The sequence below is a fragment of the Streptomyces deccanensis genome, from assembly GCF_022385335.1.
Lineage (GTDB): Bacteria > Actinomycetota > Actinomycetes > Streptomycetales > Streptomycetaceae > Streptomyces > Streptomyces deccanensis.
In genome coordinates this window covers 6,766,988-6,781,077 of the sequence record NZ_CP092431.1, presented here as the reverse complement: position 1 = coordinate 6,781,077, position 14,090 = coordinate 6,766,988, and the positions used below count along the sequence as shown (strand labels likewise).

At 72.3% G+C, this 14,090-nt stretch carries 14 protein-coding genes; 6 read left to right on the top strand and 8 right to left on the bottom strand.

Features of this window, described 5'->3' with window-relative positions; genetic code table 11:
• The first annotated feature begins 31 nt into the window (after positions 1–31).
• The 3 genes from L3078_RS30240 to L3078_RS30230 all read left to right on the top strand — a co-directional run bounded on the left by L3078_RS30240 (position 32) and on the right by L3078_RS30230 (position 3,270).
• The gene (locus L3078_RS30240) at positions 32–1,339 is read left to right on the top strand and encodes a magnesium transporter MgtE N-terminal domain-containing protein (protein ID WP_239757068.1); all 1,308 of its coding nucleotides are present in this window, start codon (positions 32–34) and stop codon (positions 1,337–1,339) included.
• 142 nt (positions 1,340–1,481) lie between these two features.
• On the top strand, positions 1,482–2,093 hold the full coding sequence (locus L3078_RS30235) for a DUF1003 domain-containing protein (protein ID WP_239760521.1): 612 nt from the start codon (positions 1,482–1,484) through the stop codon (positions 2,091–2,093).
• A 43-nt stretch (positions 2,094–2,136) separates the two neighbouring features.
• Positions 2,137–3,270, top strand: coding sequence for an Mrp/NBP35 family ATP-binding protein (locus tag L3078_RS30230; protein ID WP_239757066.1), 1,134 nt, complete (start codon positions 2,137–2,139; stop codon positions 3,268–3,270).
• A 144-nt stretch (positions 3,271–3,414) separates the two neighbouring features.
• Here L3078_RS30230 and L3078_RS30225 read toward each other — a convergent pair whose 3' ends face one another.
• From L3078_RS30225 to sigE, 5 genes are all read right to left on the bottom strand, one after another.
• Entirely contained in the window at positions 3,415–4,086 is a 672-nt protein-coding gene (locus tag L3078_RS30225) for a hypothetical protein (RefSeq protein ID WP_239757065.1), read from the bottom strand.
• A 237-nt stretch (positions 4,087–4,323) separates the two neighbouring features.
• A complete protein-coding gene (locus tag L3078_RS30220; protein ID WP_239757064.1) occupies positions 4,324–4,758 on the bottom strand; it encodes a sec-independent translocase in 435 nt (144 codons plus the stop codon).
• Between the two features lie 234 nt (positions 4,759–4,992).
• A complete protein-coding gene (locus L3078_RS30215; RefSeq protein WP_239757063.1) occupies positions 4,993–7,395 on the bottom strand; it encodes a S1C family serine protease in 2,403 nt (800 codons plus the stop codon).
• Between the two features lie 147 nt (positions 7,396–7,542).
• Positions 7,543–8,754, bottom strand: a complete 1,212-nt coding sequence (locus L3078_RS30210) for an anti-sigma factor family protein (protein WP_239757062.1) — start codon at positions 8,752–8,754, stop codon at positions 7,543–7,545.
• Positions 8,751–9,467, bottom strand: coding sequence for an RNA polymerase sigma factor SigE (sigE, locus tag L3078_RS30205; protein ID WP_239757061.1), 717 nt, complete (start codon positions 9,465–9,467; stop codon positions 8,751–8,753). The genes L3078_RS30210 and sigE overlap by 4 nt, the downstream gene beginning before the upstream one ends.
• A 270-nt stretch (positions 9,468–9,737) precedes the next feature.
• On the opposite strand from sigE, the gene L3078_RS30200 reads away from it, so the two are divergent.
• Positions 9,738–10,439, top strand: coding sequence for an O-methyltransferase (locus L3078_RS30200; RefSeq protein ID WP_275593229.1), 702 nt, complete (start codon positions 9,738–9,740; stop codon positions 10,437–10,439).
• 129 nt (positions 10,440–10,568) lie between these two features.
• On the opposite strand, the gene L3078_RS30195 is transcribed toward L3078_RS30200, so the two are convergent.
• Entirely contained in the window at positions 10,569–10,736 is a 168-nt protein-coding gene (locus L3078_RS30195; RefSeq protein WP_003966491.1) for a DUF3117 domain-containing protein, read from the bottom strand.
• A gap of 378 nt (positions 10,737–11,114) precedes the next feature.
• Between L3078_RS30195 and chcB the strand changes: the two genes are divergently transcribed.
• Entirely contained in the window at positions 11,115–11,906 is a 792-nt protein-coding gene (chcB, locus tag L3078_RS30190) for a 2-cyclohexenylcarbonyl CoA isomerase (protein ID WP_239757060.1), read from the top strand.
• A gap of 172 nt (positions 11,907–12,078) precedes the next feature.
• On the opposite strand, the gene L3078_RS30185 is transcribed toward chcB, so the two are convergent.
• Positions 12,079–12,669, bottom strand: a complete 591-nt coding sequence (locus L3078_RS30185) for a DNA-3-methyladenine glycosylase I (RefSeq protein WP_239757059.1) — start codon at positions 12,667–12,669, stop codon at positions 12,079–12,081.
• Positions 12,666–13,016, bottom strand: a complete 351-nt coding sequence (locus L3078_RS30180; RefSeq protein ID WP_239757058.1) for a DivIVA domain-containing protein — start codon at positions 13,014–13,016, stop codon at positions 12,666–12,668. The genes L3078_RS30185 and L3078_RS30180 overlap by 4 nt, the downstream gene beginning before the upstream one ends.
• A 119-nt stretch (positions 13,017–13,135) precedes the next feature.
• Here L3078_RS30180 and folP point away from each other — a divergent pair, with 119 nt between their 5' ends.
• The gene (gene folP, locus L3078_RS30175; protein ID WP_239757057.1) at positions 13,136–13,996 is read left to right on the top strand and encodes a dihydropteroate synthase; all 861 of its coding nucleotides are present in this window, start codon (positions 13,136–13,138) and stop codon (positions 13,994–13,996) included.
• Positions 13,997–14,090: the final 94 nt, after the last annotated feature.

Below are 14,090 nucleotides of genomic sequence, written 5' to 3'. Positions count from 1 at the left end.
CCCCTCGCGACGGGAAGGAAAGGGGCGGCTCATGGCGGCGGTGGCGCCCCGGATCTTCGTCTCCCACCTCTCCGGCGTCGCCGTCTTCGACCCGAACGGCGACCAGGTGGGCCGCGTCCGGGACCTGGTGGCGATCCTGCGGGTGGGCCGCAAGCCCCCGCGTCTGCTCGGTCTGGTCGTCGAACTGTCCACCCGGCGCCGGATCTTCCTGCCCATGACCCGGGTCACCGGCATCGAGTCGGGCCAGGTCATCACCACCGGCGTGCTGAACGTGCGCCGCTTCGAGCAGCGCCCCACCGAGCGCCTCGTCATCGGAGAGCTGCTGGACCGGCGGGTGACGCTCGTCGAGACCGGCGAGGAGGTGACGGTCCTCGACATCTCGGTCCAGCAGCTGCCGGCCCGCCGGGACTGGGAGATCGACCGGGTGTTCGTCCGCAAGGGCAAGGGCGGGGCGTTCCGGCGGCACAAGGGCGAGACGGTGACCGTGGAGTGGTCGGCGGTCACCGGCTTCTCGCTGGAGGAGCACGGGCAGGGCGCCGAGAACCTCCTCGCGACCTTCGAGCAGCTCCGCCCGGCCGACCTGGCCAATGTGCTGCACCACCTCTCCCCCAAACGCCGGGCCGAGGTCGCCGCCGCCCTCGACGACGACCGGCTCGCCGACGTCCTGGAGGAGCTGCCCGAGGACGACCAGATCGAGATCCTCGGCAAGCTCAAGGAGGAGCGGGCCGCCGACGTCCTGGAGGCCATGGACCCGGACGACGCCGCCGACCTCCTCGCCGAGCTGCCGGAGGAGGAACAGGAACGGCTGCTGACGCTGATGCAGCCGGACGACGCGGCCGACGTACGGCGGCTGATGGCGTACGAGGAGAAGACCGCCGGCGGTCTGATGACCACCGAGCCGATCGTGCTGCGCCCGGACGCGACCGTCGCCGACGCGCTCGCGCGGGTCCGCAACGCCGACCTGTCCCCCGCGCTCGCCGCCCAGGTGTACGTGTGTCGGCCCCCGGACGAGACCCCGACCGGCAAGTACCTCGGCACCGTCCACTTCCAGCGGCTGCTGCGGGACCCGCCGTACACCCTGGTCAGTTCGCTCCTCGACGACGATCTCCAGCCGCTGGACCCGGAGGCCGCGCTGCGCGCCGTCGCCGGGTTCTTCGCGACGTACGACATGGTCGCGGCGCCCGTGGTCGACGAGAGCGGCTCGCTGCTGGGCGCGGTGACCGTCGATGACGTACTGGACCACATGCTTCCCGAGGACTGGCGGGAGACGGAGTTCCATCTGGACGAGGACGAGGACGAGGACGTCGCGGACGGGCAGGAGGTCGGCGATGGCTCCTGACCGGGACGGGCGGGAGGCCCGTGAAGGGCGGGAGGGGCGCCCCGGCGGACGCGAGGGGCGGGACGGACGGCTGCACATCGGGCGCGAGGGGCGTGAGGGGCGGGAAGGGCGTCACGCGGGGCGGGAGCGGGCGCACTCCGGCGTGGGAGCGCGGGAGCGCACAGCGCCCTCCGGAGCGCCCCTGAGGGAGCGCACGCCCTCCGGGGCCACCGCCCGCCCGCGTACGCGTCTCGACCAGCCGCTGCCGCGCCGGGCCAGGTTCCTACCCGAATGGGACCCGGAGGCCTTCGGACGGCTGTCGGAGCGGATCGCGCGGTTCCTGGGCACCGGGCGGTTCATCGTCTGGATGACGTTCGTCATCATCCTGTGGGTGGTGTGGAACGTCTCCGCCCCCAGCGACCTGCGCTTCGACAACTACCCCTTCATTTTCCTCACCCTGATGCTCTCGCTCCAGGCCTCCTACGCCGCCCCGCTGATCCTGCTCGCGCAGAACCGCCAGGACGACCGCGACCGCGTCAACCTCGAACAGGACCGCAAGCAGAACGAACGCTCGATCGCCGACACCGAGTACCTGACCAGGGAGATCGCCGCGCTGCGGATCGGTCTCGGCGAGGTCGCCACCCGCGACTGGCTGCGCTCGGAACTCCATGACCTGGTCAGGGAGCTGCACGAGCACGACGGGGACGGGGCGCGCGGGACCCGGACCGTATTCCCGCCGGACCACGCGCGCGGACGTGACATGGGCGACCGCTGACAGGGCTCCCAGGGGCCCCGCGCAGCGCCGTACCATCGTCCTTATGGCTACGGAAGACGCGGTGCGCGAAGCACTGTCGACGGTGAACGACCCCGAGATCAACCGCCCCATCACCGAACTCGGGATGGTCAAGTCGGTGGAGATCGGCGCGGACGGAACGGTCGCGGTCGCCGTGTACCTGACGGTCTCCGGCTGCCCCATGCGCGACACGATCACCCAGCGCGTGACCGACGCGGTCGCGGCCGTCGAGGGTGTCACCCGCGTCGACGTCGAGCTGGACGTGATGAGCGACGAGCAGCGCAAGGAGCTGGCGGGCGCCCTGCGCGGCGGCCAGGCCGAGCGCGAGGTCCCGTTCGCCAAGCCTGGCTCCCTCACGCGCGTGTACGCCGTGGCCTCCGGCAAGGGCGGCGTCGGCAAGTCCTCGGTGACGGTGAACCTGGCGGCGGCGATGGCCGCAGACGGCCTCAAGGTGGGCGTCGTCGACGCCGACATCTACGGCCACTCCGTGCCCCGCATGCTGGGCGCCGACGGCCTTCCCACCCAGGTCGAGAACATGATCATGCCGCCGTCCGCGAACGGCGTGAAGGTCATCTCGATCGGTATGTTCACCCCGGGCAACTCCCCGGTGGTCTGGCGCGGCCCGATGCTGCACCGGGCGTTGCAGCAGTTCCTCTCCGACGTCTACTGGGGCGACCTGGACGTCCTGCTCCTGGATCTCCCGCCGGGCACCGGCGACATCGCCATCTCCGTCGCCCAGCTGGTCCCGAACGCCGAGATCCTCGTCGTGACGACCCCTCAGCAGGCGGCGGCCGAGGTCGCCGAGCGCGCCGGCTCCATCGCCGTGCAGACCCACCAGAAGATCGTCGGCGTCGTCGAGAACATGGCGGGGCTGCCCTGCCCGCACTGCGACGAGATGGTCGACGTGTTCGGCACGGGCGGTGGCCAGACGGTCGCCGACGGCCTGACCCGCACCACCGGCGCCACGGTCCCGGTCCTCGGCTCCATCCCCATCGACGTCCGCCTCCGCGAGGGCGGCGACGACGGCAGGCCGGTGGTCCTGAGCGACCCCGACTCCCCCGCCGGCGCGGCCCTGCGAGCCATCGCGGGCAAGCTGGGCGGCCGCCAGAGGGGCCTGTCGGGCATGAGCCTGGGAATCACCCCGAGGAACAAGTTCTAGGGCGCCTGTCGCAGCCGCGGGCACGCTCTCAGGGGCGCGGGGAACCGCGCGACGAGCCACGACGAACCCGCGGTCCCCGAACCACCGAAGTCCCTACGGCGATGAAGGGCACCGCGGCACACCACAGCGCGGTGCCCTTCCCCGTTACGCGTACGCCTCGACGTCCTTGACCACGGCGAACCCCAGACCGTACGCGCTCATGCCACGCCCGTACGCCCCCACATGCACCCCTTGCGAGGTCGACCCCGCGAGCACCCACCCGAACTCGGACTCGCGGTAGTGGAACGGCGTCGGCACGCCGTCCACCGGCAGGGACAGGGTCGTCCAGTCGGCCCCGGCGAGATCGTCGGCCAGCACCCACGCGGCCTCGGTCTGCTGGTCCAGCCAGTCGTCCCGCAGGGAGTGGTCCAACTGACCGGGCCAGGTGAAGGACAGGAGCCCCACGCCCGCGAGCCACGCCGCCGAGGACACCGAGGTGGCCTCCAGCAGCCCCGTACCGTCGGCGCTCCTCCGGGACGGATTCGCCGCGACGGTCACCACGACCGCGAACCGCTCCTTGGCCTCGTCGTCCGACCCGGCGGTGTACTCGTTGCGCACCGAGGGCTCGTCACCGTGGCCGATCGAACCGTGCTCGACGGCTCCTTCCGCCGACGTACCGACCTGCATCAGCCAGCGCGGTCCCGTGAAGGCCTCGTCGAGGCCGTACCAAGGGAAGGGCGCCAGCAGGTAGCCGTCGACCGTGCGGCGGGCGGAGGAGAGCTGTTGTCCACCCTCCGCGGCCGACGCCTGCGCGCCTACCCGACTCGTCGTCTCCATGTGCCCGGACGCCTCCTCGCTCTAGACGGACCGGAGCGGCCCGCCCCCCTCGGGCGTCGTCGCTCGCTCTTCTTACGGTCCGCACAACAACTGGGCAGCATAGCCACAGCTCTCCGAGCAGCAGGGAAAGCGCCCGGCGCGTAGGACGGCGTACTGGCGGGTTCGGGCCGTACGAGGGTGCGTGACGGTATGAATCGCATCACGTCAGGGGGCACGGGCGGCGCACCGGCGTACGGCTCAGGTGGCGTCCATGTCGTACGGCGGGCGCTCCTCGATCTCGCGCTTCTTCGTCATGTCGACGGAGCCGGCGGAGGAGGCCGAGGAGGAGTCCGACGAGGCGGACGCGGAGTCACGGCCGTGGACGGCGTCCGTGAGCTCGGCCATCTCCTTCTTCAGGTCCAGGTTGCTGCGGATCTCCTTCAGCCCCAGTTCGTCGTTGTCCAGCTGCTTGCGGATGAACGTCTTGGGGTTGAGGTCCTCGAACTCGAAGTCCTTGAACTCCGGTCCGAGCTCGTTGCGGATGTCCGCCTTGGCGCTGTCCGAGAACTCGCGGATCTTGCGGATGGTCCGCGTGATGTCCTGGATCACCTTCGGGAGCTTGTCCGGACCGAAGACGAGCACGGCGAGGACGACGAGCGTCACCACCTCGAGCGCACCTATGTCATTGAACACCTGAAGCTCCTTGCGATGTCCTCGGTCCCGATCCGCGGGCCTCGGCAGGTCTTCCGTGGTCCGGGCCGGATCCACGGTACCCGGCGATGCCGTCGATCCGGTACCTTCGGGCGGCTTCGGTCCCCGCGCGACCGACGGGTTTTCCCAGCCGTTTGCCTGGCAGGAGGGGGTGCGGCGCCCCTTCTGTGAAGTTGCTGTCAGTGGACGCCGGCCGTCATGGCCGCCGGATCGCGGTCAGTCGCCGCCGGACGAGCCGAGGGTGAGGGTGACCGTCCGCTCCCTGCCGTTGCGCAGGAGGGTGAGCTCCAGGCGGTCGCCGGGCCGGTGGGCGCGGACCTTGACGATCAGTTCGTCGCCGGAGTGGACCCGCTGGCCGTCGACCTCGGTGATGACGTCGCCCGAGCGCATGCCCGCCCGGTCGGCGGGGCCGCCCGACGTCACCCCGGAGCCGCCGCCGTCTCCCTGGTCACCGATGCGGGCGCCGTCACCCGAGTAGTCCATGTCGAGGGTGACCCCGATCACCGGGTGGGTGGCCTTGCCGGTGTTGATCAGCTCCTCGGCGACGCGCTTTCCCTGGTTGATGGGTATCGCGAAGCCGAGCCCGATGGAACCGGCCTGCCCGCCGTCCGACTCGGAGCCGCTGCCGGCGGAGCGGATGGCGCTGTTGATGCCGATCACCCGGGCCTTGCCGTCGAGGAGCGGACCTCCGGAGTTGCCGGGGTTTATCGGCGCGTCGGTCTGCAGCGCGTCCACGTAGGACACGTCACTCACGTCGCCGCTCTCGCCGCCGGCCGTGATGGGCCGCTCCTTGGCGCTGATGATGCCGGAGGTGACGGTGTTGGCCAGGTCGAAGGGGGCGCCGATGGCGACGACCGGGTCGCCGACCTGGACCTCCTCGGAGTTGCCCAGCGGCAGCGGCTTGAGTCCGCTGACACCGGACACCTTGACCACGGCCAGGTCGTAGCCGGTGTCCCGGCCGACCATGGTGGCCTTGGCGGTCTCACCGCCGCTGAAGGTCACCGATATCTCGCCGCCGCTGCCGGCGGGGTCCACGACGTGGTTGTTGGTGAGGATGTGGCCGCGCTCGTCGAGCACGAAGCCGGTGCCGGTGCCCTGCGCGCTGTCCCCGCTCACGTGCAGGGTCACGACGCTGGGCAGCGCGCTGGCGGCGATCCCGGCCACGCTGTCGGGCGCCCGGCCCGTCACCCCGTCGCTGGTCTGGGGCAGTTCGATGGCCCCGACGCCGCCGTTGCGCTCCAGGTACGCGCCGACGGCTCCGCCGATGCCGCCGGCCACGACGGCGATCAGCAGGGCGCCGATCAGCAGCGTCCTGCCCCTGCGCCGAGGCCGCCTGGCCGCGTCGTGCACCGCGGCCCCGTTCTGCTGCAGCGACCCCGACCCGGCCCACGGGTCGTAGTTCTGCCAGGGCCCCCGCGAGCCGTGCGGCGACTGCCCGGGATCGGCATAGGCCCCGGAGGGGTGCGGGCCTCCGGCTCCCTGCGAGGGCTGCGGGGGCTGGGCGGCCGGTACTCCGCCCGCGTACGGGGGTGGGACCGACCGCGCCGGGTCCCCGAAGGGCGGAGGGCCCGGCTGGGACGGATACGCGTAGGAGGCCCCGGGAGGCTGCGAGGCGTCGGGGTAGGGGGTGGCGGCGGACTGGGCCGTGTCCAAGAACGGGGCCGTACCGGGTCGAGGTGCGGCCGGGTGCTGGTCCGACATCGCGGGCTGCGGGGTGGCCGTCGCTACGGCGGTGCCGTGGGCCGGGGTCACCGCTGCGGCCGCGTCTGGGTGTGCGGGAGCGGCCGCCGCGGGCGTTCCCGCGCGCGTCGAGGAGACCGCCGAAGCCGAGGCCTCCCCACCGCCACTTCCGGCTCCCGGCACGGTCGCGCCGTCGAGTGCGGGTTGCCCTGTCACCGCGTGCACGTCGTGTGCCGGTGTCGTCGGCTGAACGCCCGTGCCGGGGGCGGGAGTCGTCGCCGGATGCTGGACCGGCGGAGCGGGCGCCCAGGGGCCGGGCTCGCCGTACGGCGGGGTGCCGTAGGGATCGGGGTCGTGCAGCGGCTTGAGGCGCTCAGAGGGCGCCTCAGGGGCGCTCAGGGCACCTTGCGCCCCCGCCGGCCGAGCATCGCCGACATCGGCAGCGCCGACGACCGTGGTGACGGGGGTGACTGCGGCAGGGGCCACGGCAGTGGCGGAGCCGGTGGCCGCGGCAGAAGCCGTGGTCGCCGCGGAGCCGGTCGTCGCCGCGTTCCTCACGGCCGGTCGCTCCAGTTCGAAGTCACCGTCCGTTTCGGCTGATTCGACGGTCGGCGTGGAGGTGTGGCCGGGCGGGGCCTCGGCGGCCGGGCGGGCCAGCTCGTAGTCGGAGTCGGAGTCGGCCTCACCGGAGGCCGATGCCAGCGTCGGCGGCGTCGTCGTCGCCGCCGGGCGCTCCAACTCGAAGTCACCCTCGGGGTTTTCCGCACGGGCCGCGTCAGCAGGCGACCCGAAGGGCTCCACAGCTCCGACAGGCCCTCCGGAACCGGCGGTTCCTGCGGGCCCGGCCCCGGGCGACTCGGCGCCCGCCGTCTCGGCCCCCGCGCCGTGCGCTCGGGGGCGGCTCCACCACTTCGCCTTCGTGGGCTTCCCCTCGTTCATGTTCTCCCCGCCCCACACCTGGGGCCTGTCCCAAGGACCGGCCCGCCGCCCACCGTTCGCCGAGTGCCGCGGGCCGGAACCGGCCCGAGCGGACACGGCCCACTCTGGATTCAACCAGGTTCGCGGGCCGGCGCGCAGAACTCGGGGTCAGCGGAGGACGGGCGAGGTGGGTGTGGGGGACGAGGTGGTGTCGGGGGCCGTCAGCAGGCCCGGTCCCGCGAGGTCGGGGGCCGGGGACCAGTCGGTCAGCTGCAGAGGCGGCGCGGCGGTGAGCGGACGTATGAGCGGCGACATGACGGCGGCACCGGCCAACACGGGGGCGGTCAGCGGGTGTACGGACTCACGGTCCTGGCCGGCCGGAGCGGGGATGCCGGGCAGCAGGGGTGCGGCGATCTCCGTCGGGGCGACGGGCACCTGCCCCAGGGACTGCTGGCCCTGTCCGAGCAGGGGTCCGACGGCTCCCCGGCGGCGCTGTGCCTCGGGCGTCGGAACCGTGCCCGAGGCCTGGGTCCGCAGCGGGGTGACGTTGCTGCCGGCACCGGAACCGCCGCGGGCGTCCGCCGTCTCGGCGGGCATGCCGTTGGTCACGCCGCCGAGGGCGATCGCGGCCAGAGACACGGCGCCCGCCGCCACGAAGGCGAACCGCATGCCGCGCGAGGCCGAACGCTCGGCCTCCTGTCGGCTCACGTCGTGGATCCGAAAGCCCCGGTCGCCCGTGACCCCTCGGCCGTCTCTGTCGTCGGCGGATCTCTCCCTCCGGTCCGGACGGTCGTCTCCGCCGCCGGAGAGGCCGCGTCCGCCACCGAGGAAGCCACGGTCGCCGAGCGCGCCCCGGTCGCCGAGGAAGCCACGGCCGCTCAGGAAGCCACGGTCACCGAGGAACCCACGGCCGCCGGACGCTCCTCGGCCGCCGCCGAGCAGCCCGCGGCCCTCCGACGGCGTCAGCGCGCCGCCGTGTGGTCCCGACGGGATGTATCCGAAGGAGTCGCCGGAGCCGAAGACACCGAAGTCGGCGAAGTCCCGGGAGGCGGAGGGGTCACCGGGCAGGCCCGGTCCACCGGCCGTACCCCCGAGTCTTCCGCCGAAGCCGCCGGGCAGCGGTGAGCCGCCGTCGCTGTCGCCGCCCGCCGGGAGCATCTGGAGACGGGCCAGGAAGCTCTCGGAGGGAGGTGGAGGAGCGGCCTCCGCGAAGACGTTCTTCAGGCGGCGCTGCTCGTCCGCCTCGGACTTGCACTTCGCGCAGGTGGCGAGATGTGCCAGGACGCGGTCACGCGCCTCATGACCGAGTTCTCCGTCGACGAGGGCGGAGAGACGGTCTCCCAAGTGCTGCTCGGCAGGCGTAGGACGGGATCCACTCACGCGGTCGCGCCCCCTCCTCCCAGCACGGCCACCCGGGGCACCGTGAACCCGCGGCGCTGCTCGGCCCGGGCCTCCGGGGAGCGGTGTGCGAGGGCCTTGCGGAGCTGGGAGCGGCCGCGGTGGATACGGGAGCGGACCGTGCCGAGCTTGACGCCCAGGGTCGCGGCGATCTCCTCGTACGACAGTCCTTCGATGTCGCACAGGACGACGGCGGCGCGGAACTCGGGCGCCAGGGTGTCGAGGGCCTGCTGGACGTCGGCGTCGAAGTGGGCGTCATTGAAGATCTGCTGCGGGGTGGGCTCGCGGCTGGGCAGGCGCTCGGCCGCGTCGTCCCCGAGGGCGTCGAAGCGGATGCGCTGCTTGCGCCGGACCATGTCCAGGAAGAGGTTGGTCGTGATGCGGTGCAGCCAGCCCTCGAAGGTGCCGGGGGTGTAGGTCGACAGGGAACGGAAGACGCGGACGAAGACCTCCTGGGTGAGGTCCTCGGCGTCGTGCTGGTTGCCGGTCAGACGGTAGGCGAGGCGGTAGACGCGGCCGCTGTGGGTGCTGACGATCTCCTCCCAGGTGGGCGGAGTCCACGCCTGTGCGTGCGCGTCCGTGGTGAAGGTCGCGGTCTGTACTCCGCCCGTGGCGGGAGCGTCGGCGTGGCTGTGGTCAGCGGTGTCGTTCACGGATTTCGGCCTGCTTGCCGATCCGAGAAAGCGCCGCAGCACTCCTCCCCGATCCGCGGGCGCGGCCGCACCTCCCCTGTCGGCTCTGGTGGTGTCCAGTGGAGCCCCTACCATAGCCACCTCGCCCGTTAGCTCCGGATAAGCGGTTTTATAAGAAATTGATGCGGGCCGACGGGGCTCGTCAGGCTGATGCGGCCCCTGTGGCTTGGTCAGCAGCCGCGTCGATGCGCGCTCCTGCTCGTCGGACCGATCCATCCCGTGCCCCCCGTCGCGGCCCCCGTCACTCACTCATCCCTTTAAACGACCGGTCCCATCAGCAGGTTCCCGACGGCAACGGATACAGTCACGCCCAGGCAACCACGGGGACATAAGGAGAGGGTCATTACCGGCAACCGGCTGACGAGCTGGGCGTTCGCCGACGCCTTTGTCGCCGAGGACGACGCGCTGCGCTGGGCCCGGGAACGGGCCCGGGAGGCAGGGCTGCGCTCGGTGTCGCCCGGCACGGGCGCCGCGCTGCGGGTGCTCGCCGCCACCGTGGACGCGAAGGCGGTGGCGGAGATCGGGACCGGGACCGGTGTCTCCGGGATCCATCTGCTGCACGGCATGCGGCCCGACGGGGTGCTGACCACCGTGGATCCGGAGCCGGAGCACCAGCAGTTCGCCCGGCAGGCGTTCCGCGCGGCCGGCTTCGCCAGCAACCGCGCGCGCTTCATCCCGGGCCATGCCCTGGACGTGCTGCCGCGGCTCGCGGACGCCGGGTACGACCTGGTCTTCTGCGACGGCGACCGGCTGGAGTGCCTGGACTACCTCGCTGAATCGTTGCGCCTGCTCAGGCCCGGTGGCCTCGTGGCCTTCGAGGGTGTCTTCGCCAGTGGCCGGACGGTGGACTCCAACCCCCAGCCCACCGAGGTCATACGCCTGCGGGAGCTGCTGCGCACGGTCCGGGAGAGCCCCGAGCTGGTGCCGTCACTGCTCCCGGTGGGCGACGGCCTGCTGTGCGCGGTCAAGCGCTGAGCGGCCACCCGCGATCCGAGCGCCCGGCGCGGCCGTCGTCGCCCGATCACGCCCCTGGTACCACAGCGCCCCGGCACCGCCGGGTGCGGCGGTGCCGGGGCAACTGAAAGGGTATGGTCGCTACGCGCGTCAGCCGACGACCTTCTTGAGGGCATCTCCGAGGGCGTCGGCCTCGTCAGGGGTCAGCTCGACGACGAGCCGACCGCCGCCTTCGAGCGGAACGCGCATGACGATGCCCCGCCCCTCCTTGGTCACCTCGAGCGGGCCATCGCCCGTCCGCGGCTTCATGGCCGCCATGCTCGTACCCCTTCCTGAAACCAGCTCATCGCCAAGCCGACGGCCCGGGAGGGCAGGCGCGGGCCCACCTGGGGACACGCGACACCGGCATCGAACACATTGCTTCCAGGCCATTATCCCGCATCTCATGACCCGATGACCAACATCGGTCGGCATCGCTTGGGCAACGCGCGCGAGCAAAACCACCCAATTCGGCGGTGTGACTGCGATACTGCGCCACCGCACGGTCCCGGGTGGGCGCTCGCCCATTGGTGATTCTTTGACGCAGGTCACACGTCCGGGCCCGGCCGTCGCCCGGGAACTCCGCCATGCTGTGCTGTGACGAGGGCGTACTGACCAGTACGTCTCCTGCCGAAGCGACACCGGAGGGGAACCGCCATGGCCGACACCGTGCTCTACGAGGTGCGCGACGGACTCGCGACGATCACGCTGAACCGCCCCGAGGCGATGAACGCGCTGAACATCGCGACGAAGGTCGCGCTGCGGGAGGCCGTGGAGGAGGCCGCCGGGGACGACGCGGTGCGGGCGGTGCTGCTGACGGCAGCGGGAGACCGGGCGTTCTGTGTGGGCCAGGACCTCAAGGAGCACATCGGGCTGCTGGTCGAGGGCTCGGGGCAGGTCATGAGCACGGTCAAGGAGCACTACAACCCCGTGGTGCGGGCCCTCACGAGCATGGCGAAGCCCGTGGTGGCCGGGGTGAACGGGGTCGCGGCCGGTGCCGGCCTGGGCTTCGCGCTCGCGGCGGACTACCGGGTGGTCGCCGACACGGCCTCCTTCAACACCTCGTTCGCCGGGGTGGCGCTCACAGCCGATTCCGGGGTGTCGTGGACCCTGCCGCGGGTGATCGGCCCCGGCCGGGCCGCCGATCTGCTGCTGTTCCCGCGCAGCATCAAGGCGCAGGAGGCGTACGACCTGGGGATCGCGAACCGGATCGTTCCGGCGGCCTCGCTGCACACCGCCGCCGAGGAGGTGGCACGGATGCTGGCCTCGGGGCCGACCGTGGCGTACGCGGCGATCAAGGAGGCCGTCGCGTACGGGTTCACCCACTCGCTGGCCGAGACGCTGGAGAAGGAGGACGAGCTCCAGACCCGGGCGGGGGCCTCGGAGGACCACCAGATCGCCGTGCGGGCCTTCGTGAACAAGGAGACCCCGGAGTACTTGGGCCGGTGACGCTTCGCCGGATGCGGCGGTCGGAGGTCGTGGGGTAGCCGACGGTCGGGTCGTGGCGGGTCCTGTCGTGGCCCGTCGCGTCGTGGCCCGTCGCGTCGTGGCCCGTCGCGTCGTGGCCCGTCGCGTCGTGGCCGGTCGCGCGGGCCCCCGCGCTCCTTGGAGGCGGAGGCTCCTACGCGGACGCCGTTCTCGCGACGCATGTCTCCAGGTGGTCGTTCACCAGGCCGCACGCCTGCATCAGGGCGTACGCCGTCGTGGGGCCGACGAAGCGGATGCCTCGCTTCTTCAGGGCCTTGGACAGGGCCGTGGACTCGGGGGTGACCGCCGGGACGTCCGCGAGGGTGGCGGGGGCCGGGCGCGTCGTCGGGTCCGGGGCGTGGGACCAGATCAGCTCGTCCAGCTCGCCGGGGGACCAGGTCGACAGCTCGCGGGCGTTGGCGATCGTCGCCTCGATCTTGGCGCGGTTGCGGATGATGCCGGGGTCGGCGAGGAGACGCTCCTGGTCGGCCTCGGTGAACAGGGCGACCGAGGCGATCTTGAAGTCGGCGAAGGCGGCGCGGAAGCCCTCGCGGCGACGCAGGATGGTGATCCAGGAGAGGCCGGACTGGAAGGCCTCCAGGCAGAGCCGCTCGTACAGCGCGTCGTCGCCGTGGACCGGGCGGCCCCACTCCTCGTCGTGGTACGCGACGTAGTCCTCCGTGGACAGGGCCCAGGGGCAGCGCGGCGCGCCGTCGGAGCCGGGCAGGGCGGTGCCGTCGCTCATCGGTGCTCGCCCTCCTCCGGCTTGTGCAGCGAGGTCGTGGCCGCCGCGCGGGCGCCCGCGAGCGCGGACTCCAGGTCGGCGATCCGGGCGTCCCGCTCGGCGATCTCGGCGCTGAGGCGGCCGAGGACGTCGTCGACGTCGACCATGCGGTAGCCGCGGACGGCGACCGGGAAGCGGAGCGCCTCGACGTCCGCGCGGTTGACCGGGCGGTGCGCCGGCAGCGGGTCCTGGAGCCGCTCGCCGTCGGCCTCCGGCAGCACCGCGTGGTCGCCGCCGCCGACCACCGCGAGCGTCACCGCGGCGACCACGACGGCGAGCGCGACGACCAGGAACAAGAACATGAACATCGCTGGGTCCCCTCGAGTGTGTTCGGCTCCGATCGTGCCATGCGAGTCTGACAGTTAAGGTCGCAGGCGGTCGGGCAGGCCCGGCGATCGACGGCACGTACTGGGAGAGGTCACAGCGGATGCTCAGGCTGGGCAAGCGGGAATTCGGCCCGCACGAGCAGGTGATCATGGCGATCGTGAACCGGACGCCGGACTCCTTCTACGACCAGGGGGCCACCTTCCGTGACGAGCCGGCGCTCGCGCGCGTGGAGCAGGCGGTCGCCGACGGCGCGGCCATCATCGACATCGGCGGGGTGAAGGCCGGGCCCGGTGAGGAGGTGACCGCGGCGGAGGAGGCGCGGCGGACCGTGGGGTTCGTCGCGGAGGTGCGGCGGCGGTTCCCCGACGTGATCATCAGCGTCGACACCTGGCGGCACGAGGTCGGTGAGGCCGTGTGCGAGGCGGGGGCGGATCTGCTGAACGACGCGTGGGGCGGGGTCGATCCCCGGCTCGCGGAGGTCGCGGCGCGGTATCGGGTGGGGCTGGTGTGCACGCACGCGGGTGGGGCTCAGCCGCGTACTCGGCCGCATCGGGTCGAGTACGACGACGTGATGGCCGACGTGCTGCGGGTGACCGTGGGGCTGGCGGAGCGGGCGGTGGCGTTGGGGGTGCCCCGGGAGTCCGTGCTGATCGATCCGGGGCACGACTTCGGGAAGAACACGCGGCACAGTCTGGAGGCGACTCGGCGGCTCGGGGAGATGGTCGCCACGGGGTGGCCGGTGTTGGTGTCGCTGTCCAACAAGGACTTCGTGGGGGAGACGTTGGACAGGCCCGTGAAGGAGCGGGTGGTGGGGACGCTGGCGACGACCGCGGTTTCCGCCTGGTTGGGGGCTCAGGTGTATCGGGTGCATGAGGTGGCTGAGACTCGGCAGGTGGTGGAGATGGTGGGGGCGATCGCGGGGTGGCGGGGGCCTGCCGTTGCCCGGCGGGGGCTCGCCTAGTTTTTTCGCCCCCGCCGCCCCTACCCGTCCCATCCAGCAGGGGCTGCGCGCCCCTTCGACCCCCGCGTCAAAGACTTCGGGGCTCCGCCCCGGA

Excerpts from the sequence above, each read along its gene's own strand:
- L3078_RS30185 (WP_239757059.1), bottom strand. The coding sequence starts at position 12,669 with ATGAGCGACGGCACCGCCCTGCCCGGCTCCGACGGCGCGCCGCGCTGC.
- chcB (WP_239757060.1), top strand. The coding sequence starts at position 11,115 with ATGGCCGACACCGTGCTCTACGAGGTGCGCGACGGACTCGCGACGATC.
- L3078_RS30215 (WP_239757063.1), bottom strand. The coding sequence starts at position 7,395 with ATGAACGAGGGGAAGCCCACGAAGGCGAAGTGGTGGAGCCGCCCCCGA.
- L3078_RS30180 (WP_239757058.1), bottom strand. The coding sequence starts at position 13,016 with ATGTTCATGTTCTTGTTCCTGGTCGTCGCGCTCGCCGTCGTGGTCGCC.
- L3078_RS30225 (WP_239757065.1), bottom strand. The coding sequence starts at position 4,086 with ATGGAGACGACGAGTCGGGTAGGCGCGCAGGCGTCGGCCGCGGAGGGT.
- L3078_RS30195 (WP_003966491.1), bottom strand. The coding sequence starts at position 10,736 with ATGGCGGCCATGAAGCCGCGGACGGGCGATGGCCCGCTCGAGGTGACC.
- L3078_RS30230 (WP_239757066.1), top strand. The coding sequence starts at position 2,137 with ATGGCTACGGAAGACGCGGTGCGCGAAGCACTGTCGACGGTGAACGAC.
- L3078_RS30240 (WP_239757068.1), top strand. The coding sequence starts at position 32 with ATGGCGGCGGTGGCGCCCCGGATCTTCGTCTCCCACCTCTCCGGCGTC.
- folP (WP_239757057.1), top strand. The coding sequence starts at position 13,136 with ATGCTCAGGCTGGGCAAGCGGGAATTCGGCCCGCACGAGCAGGTGATC.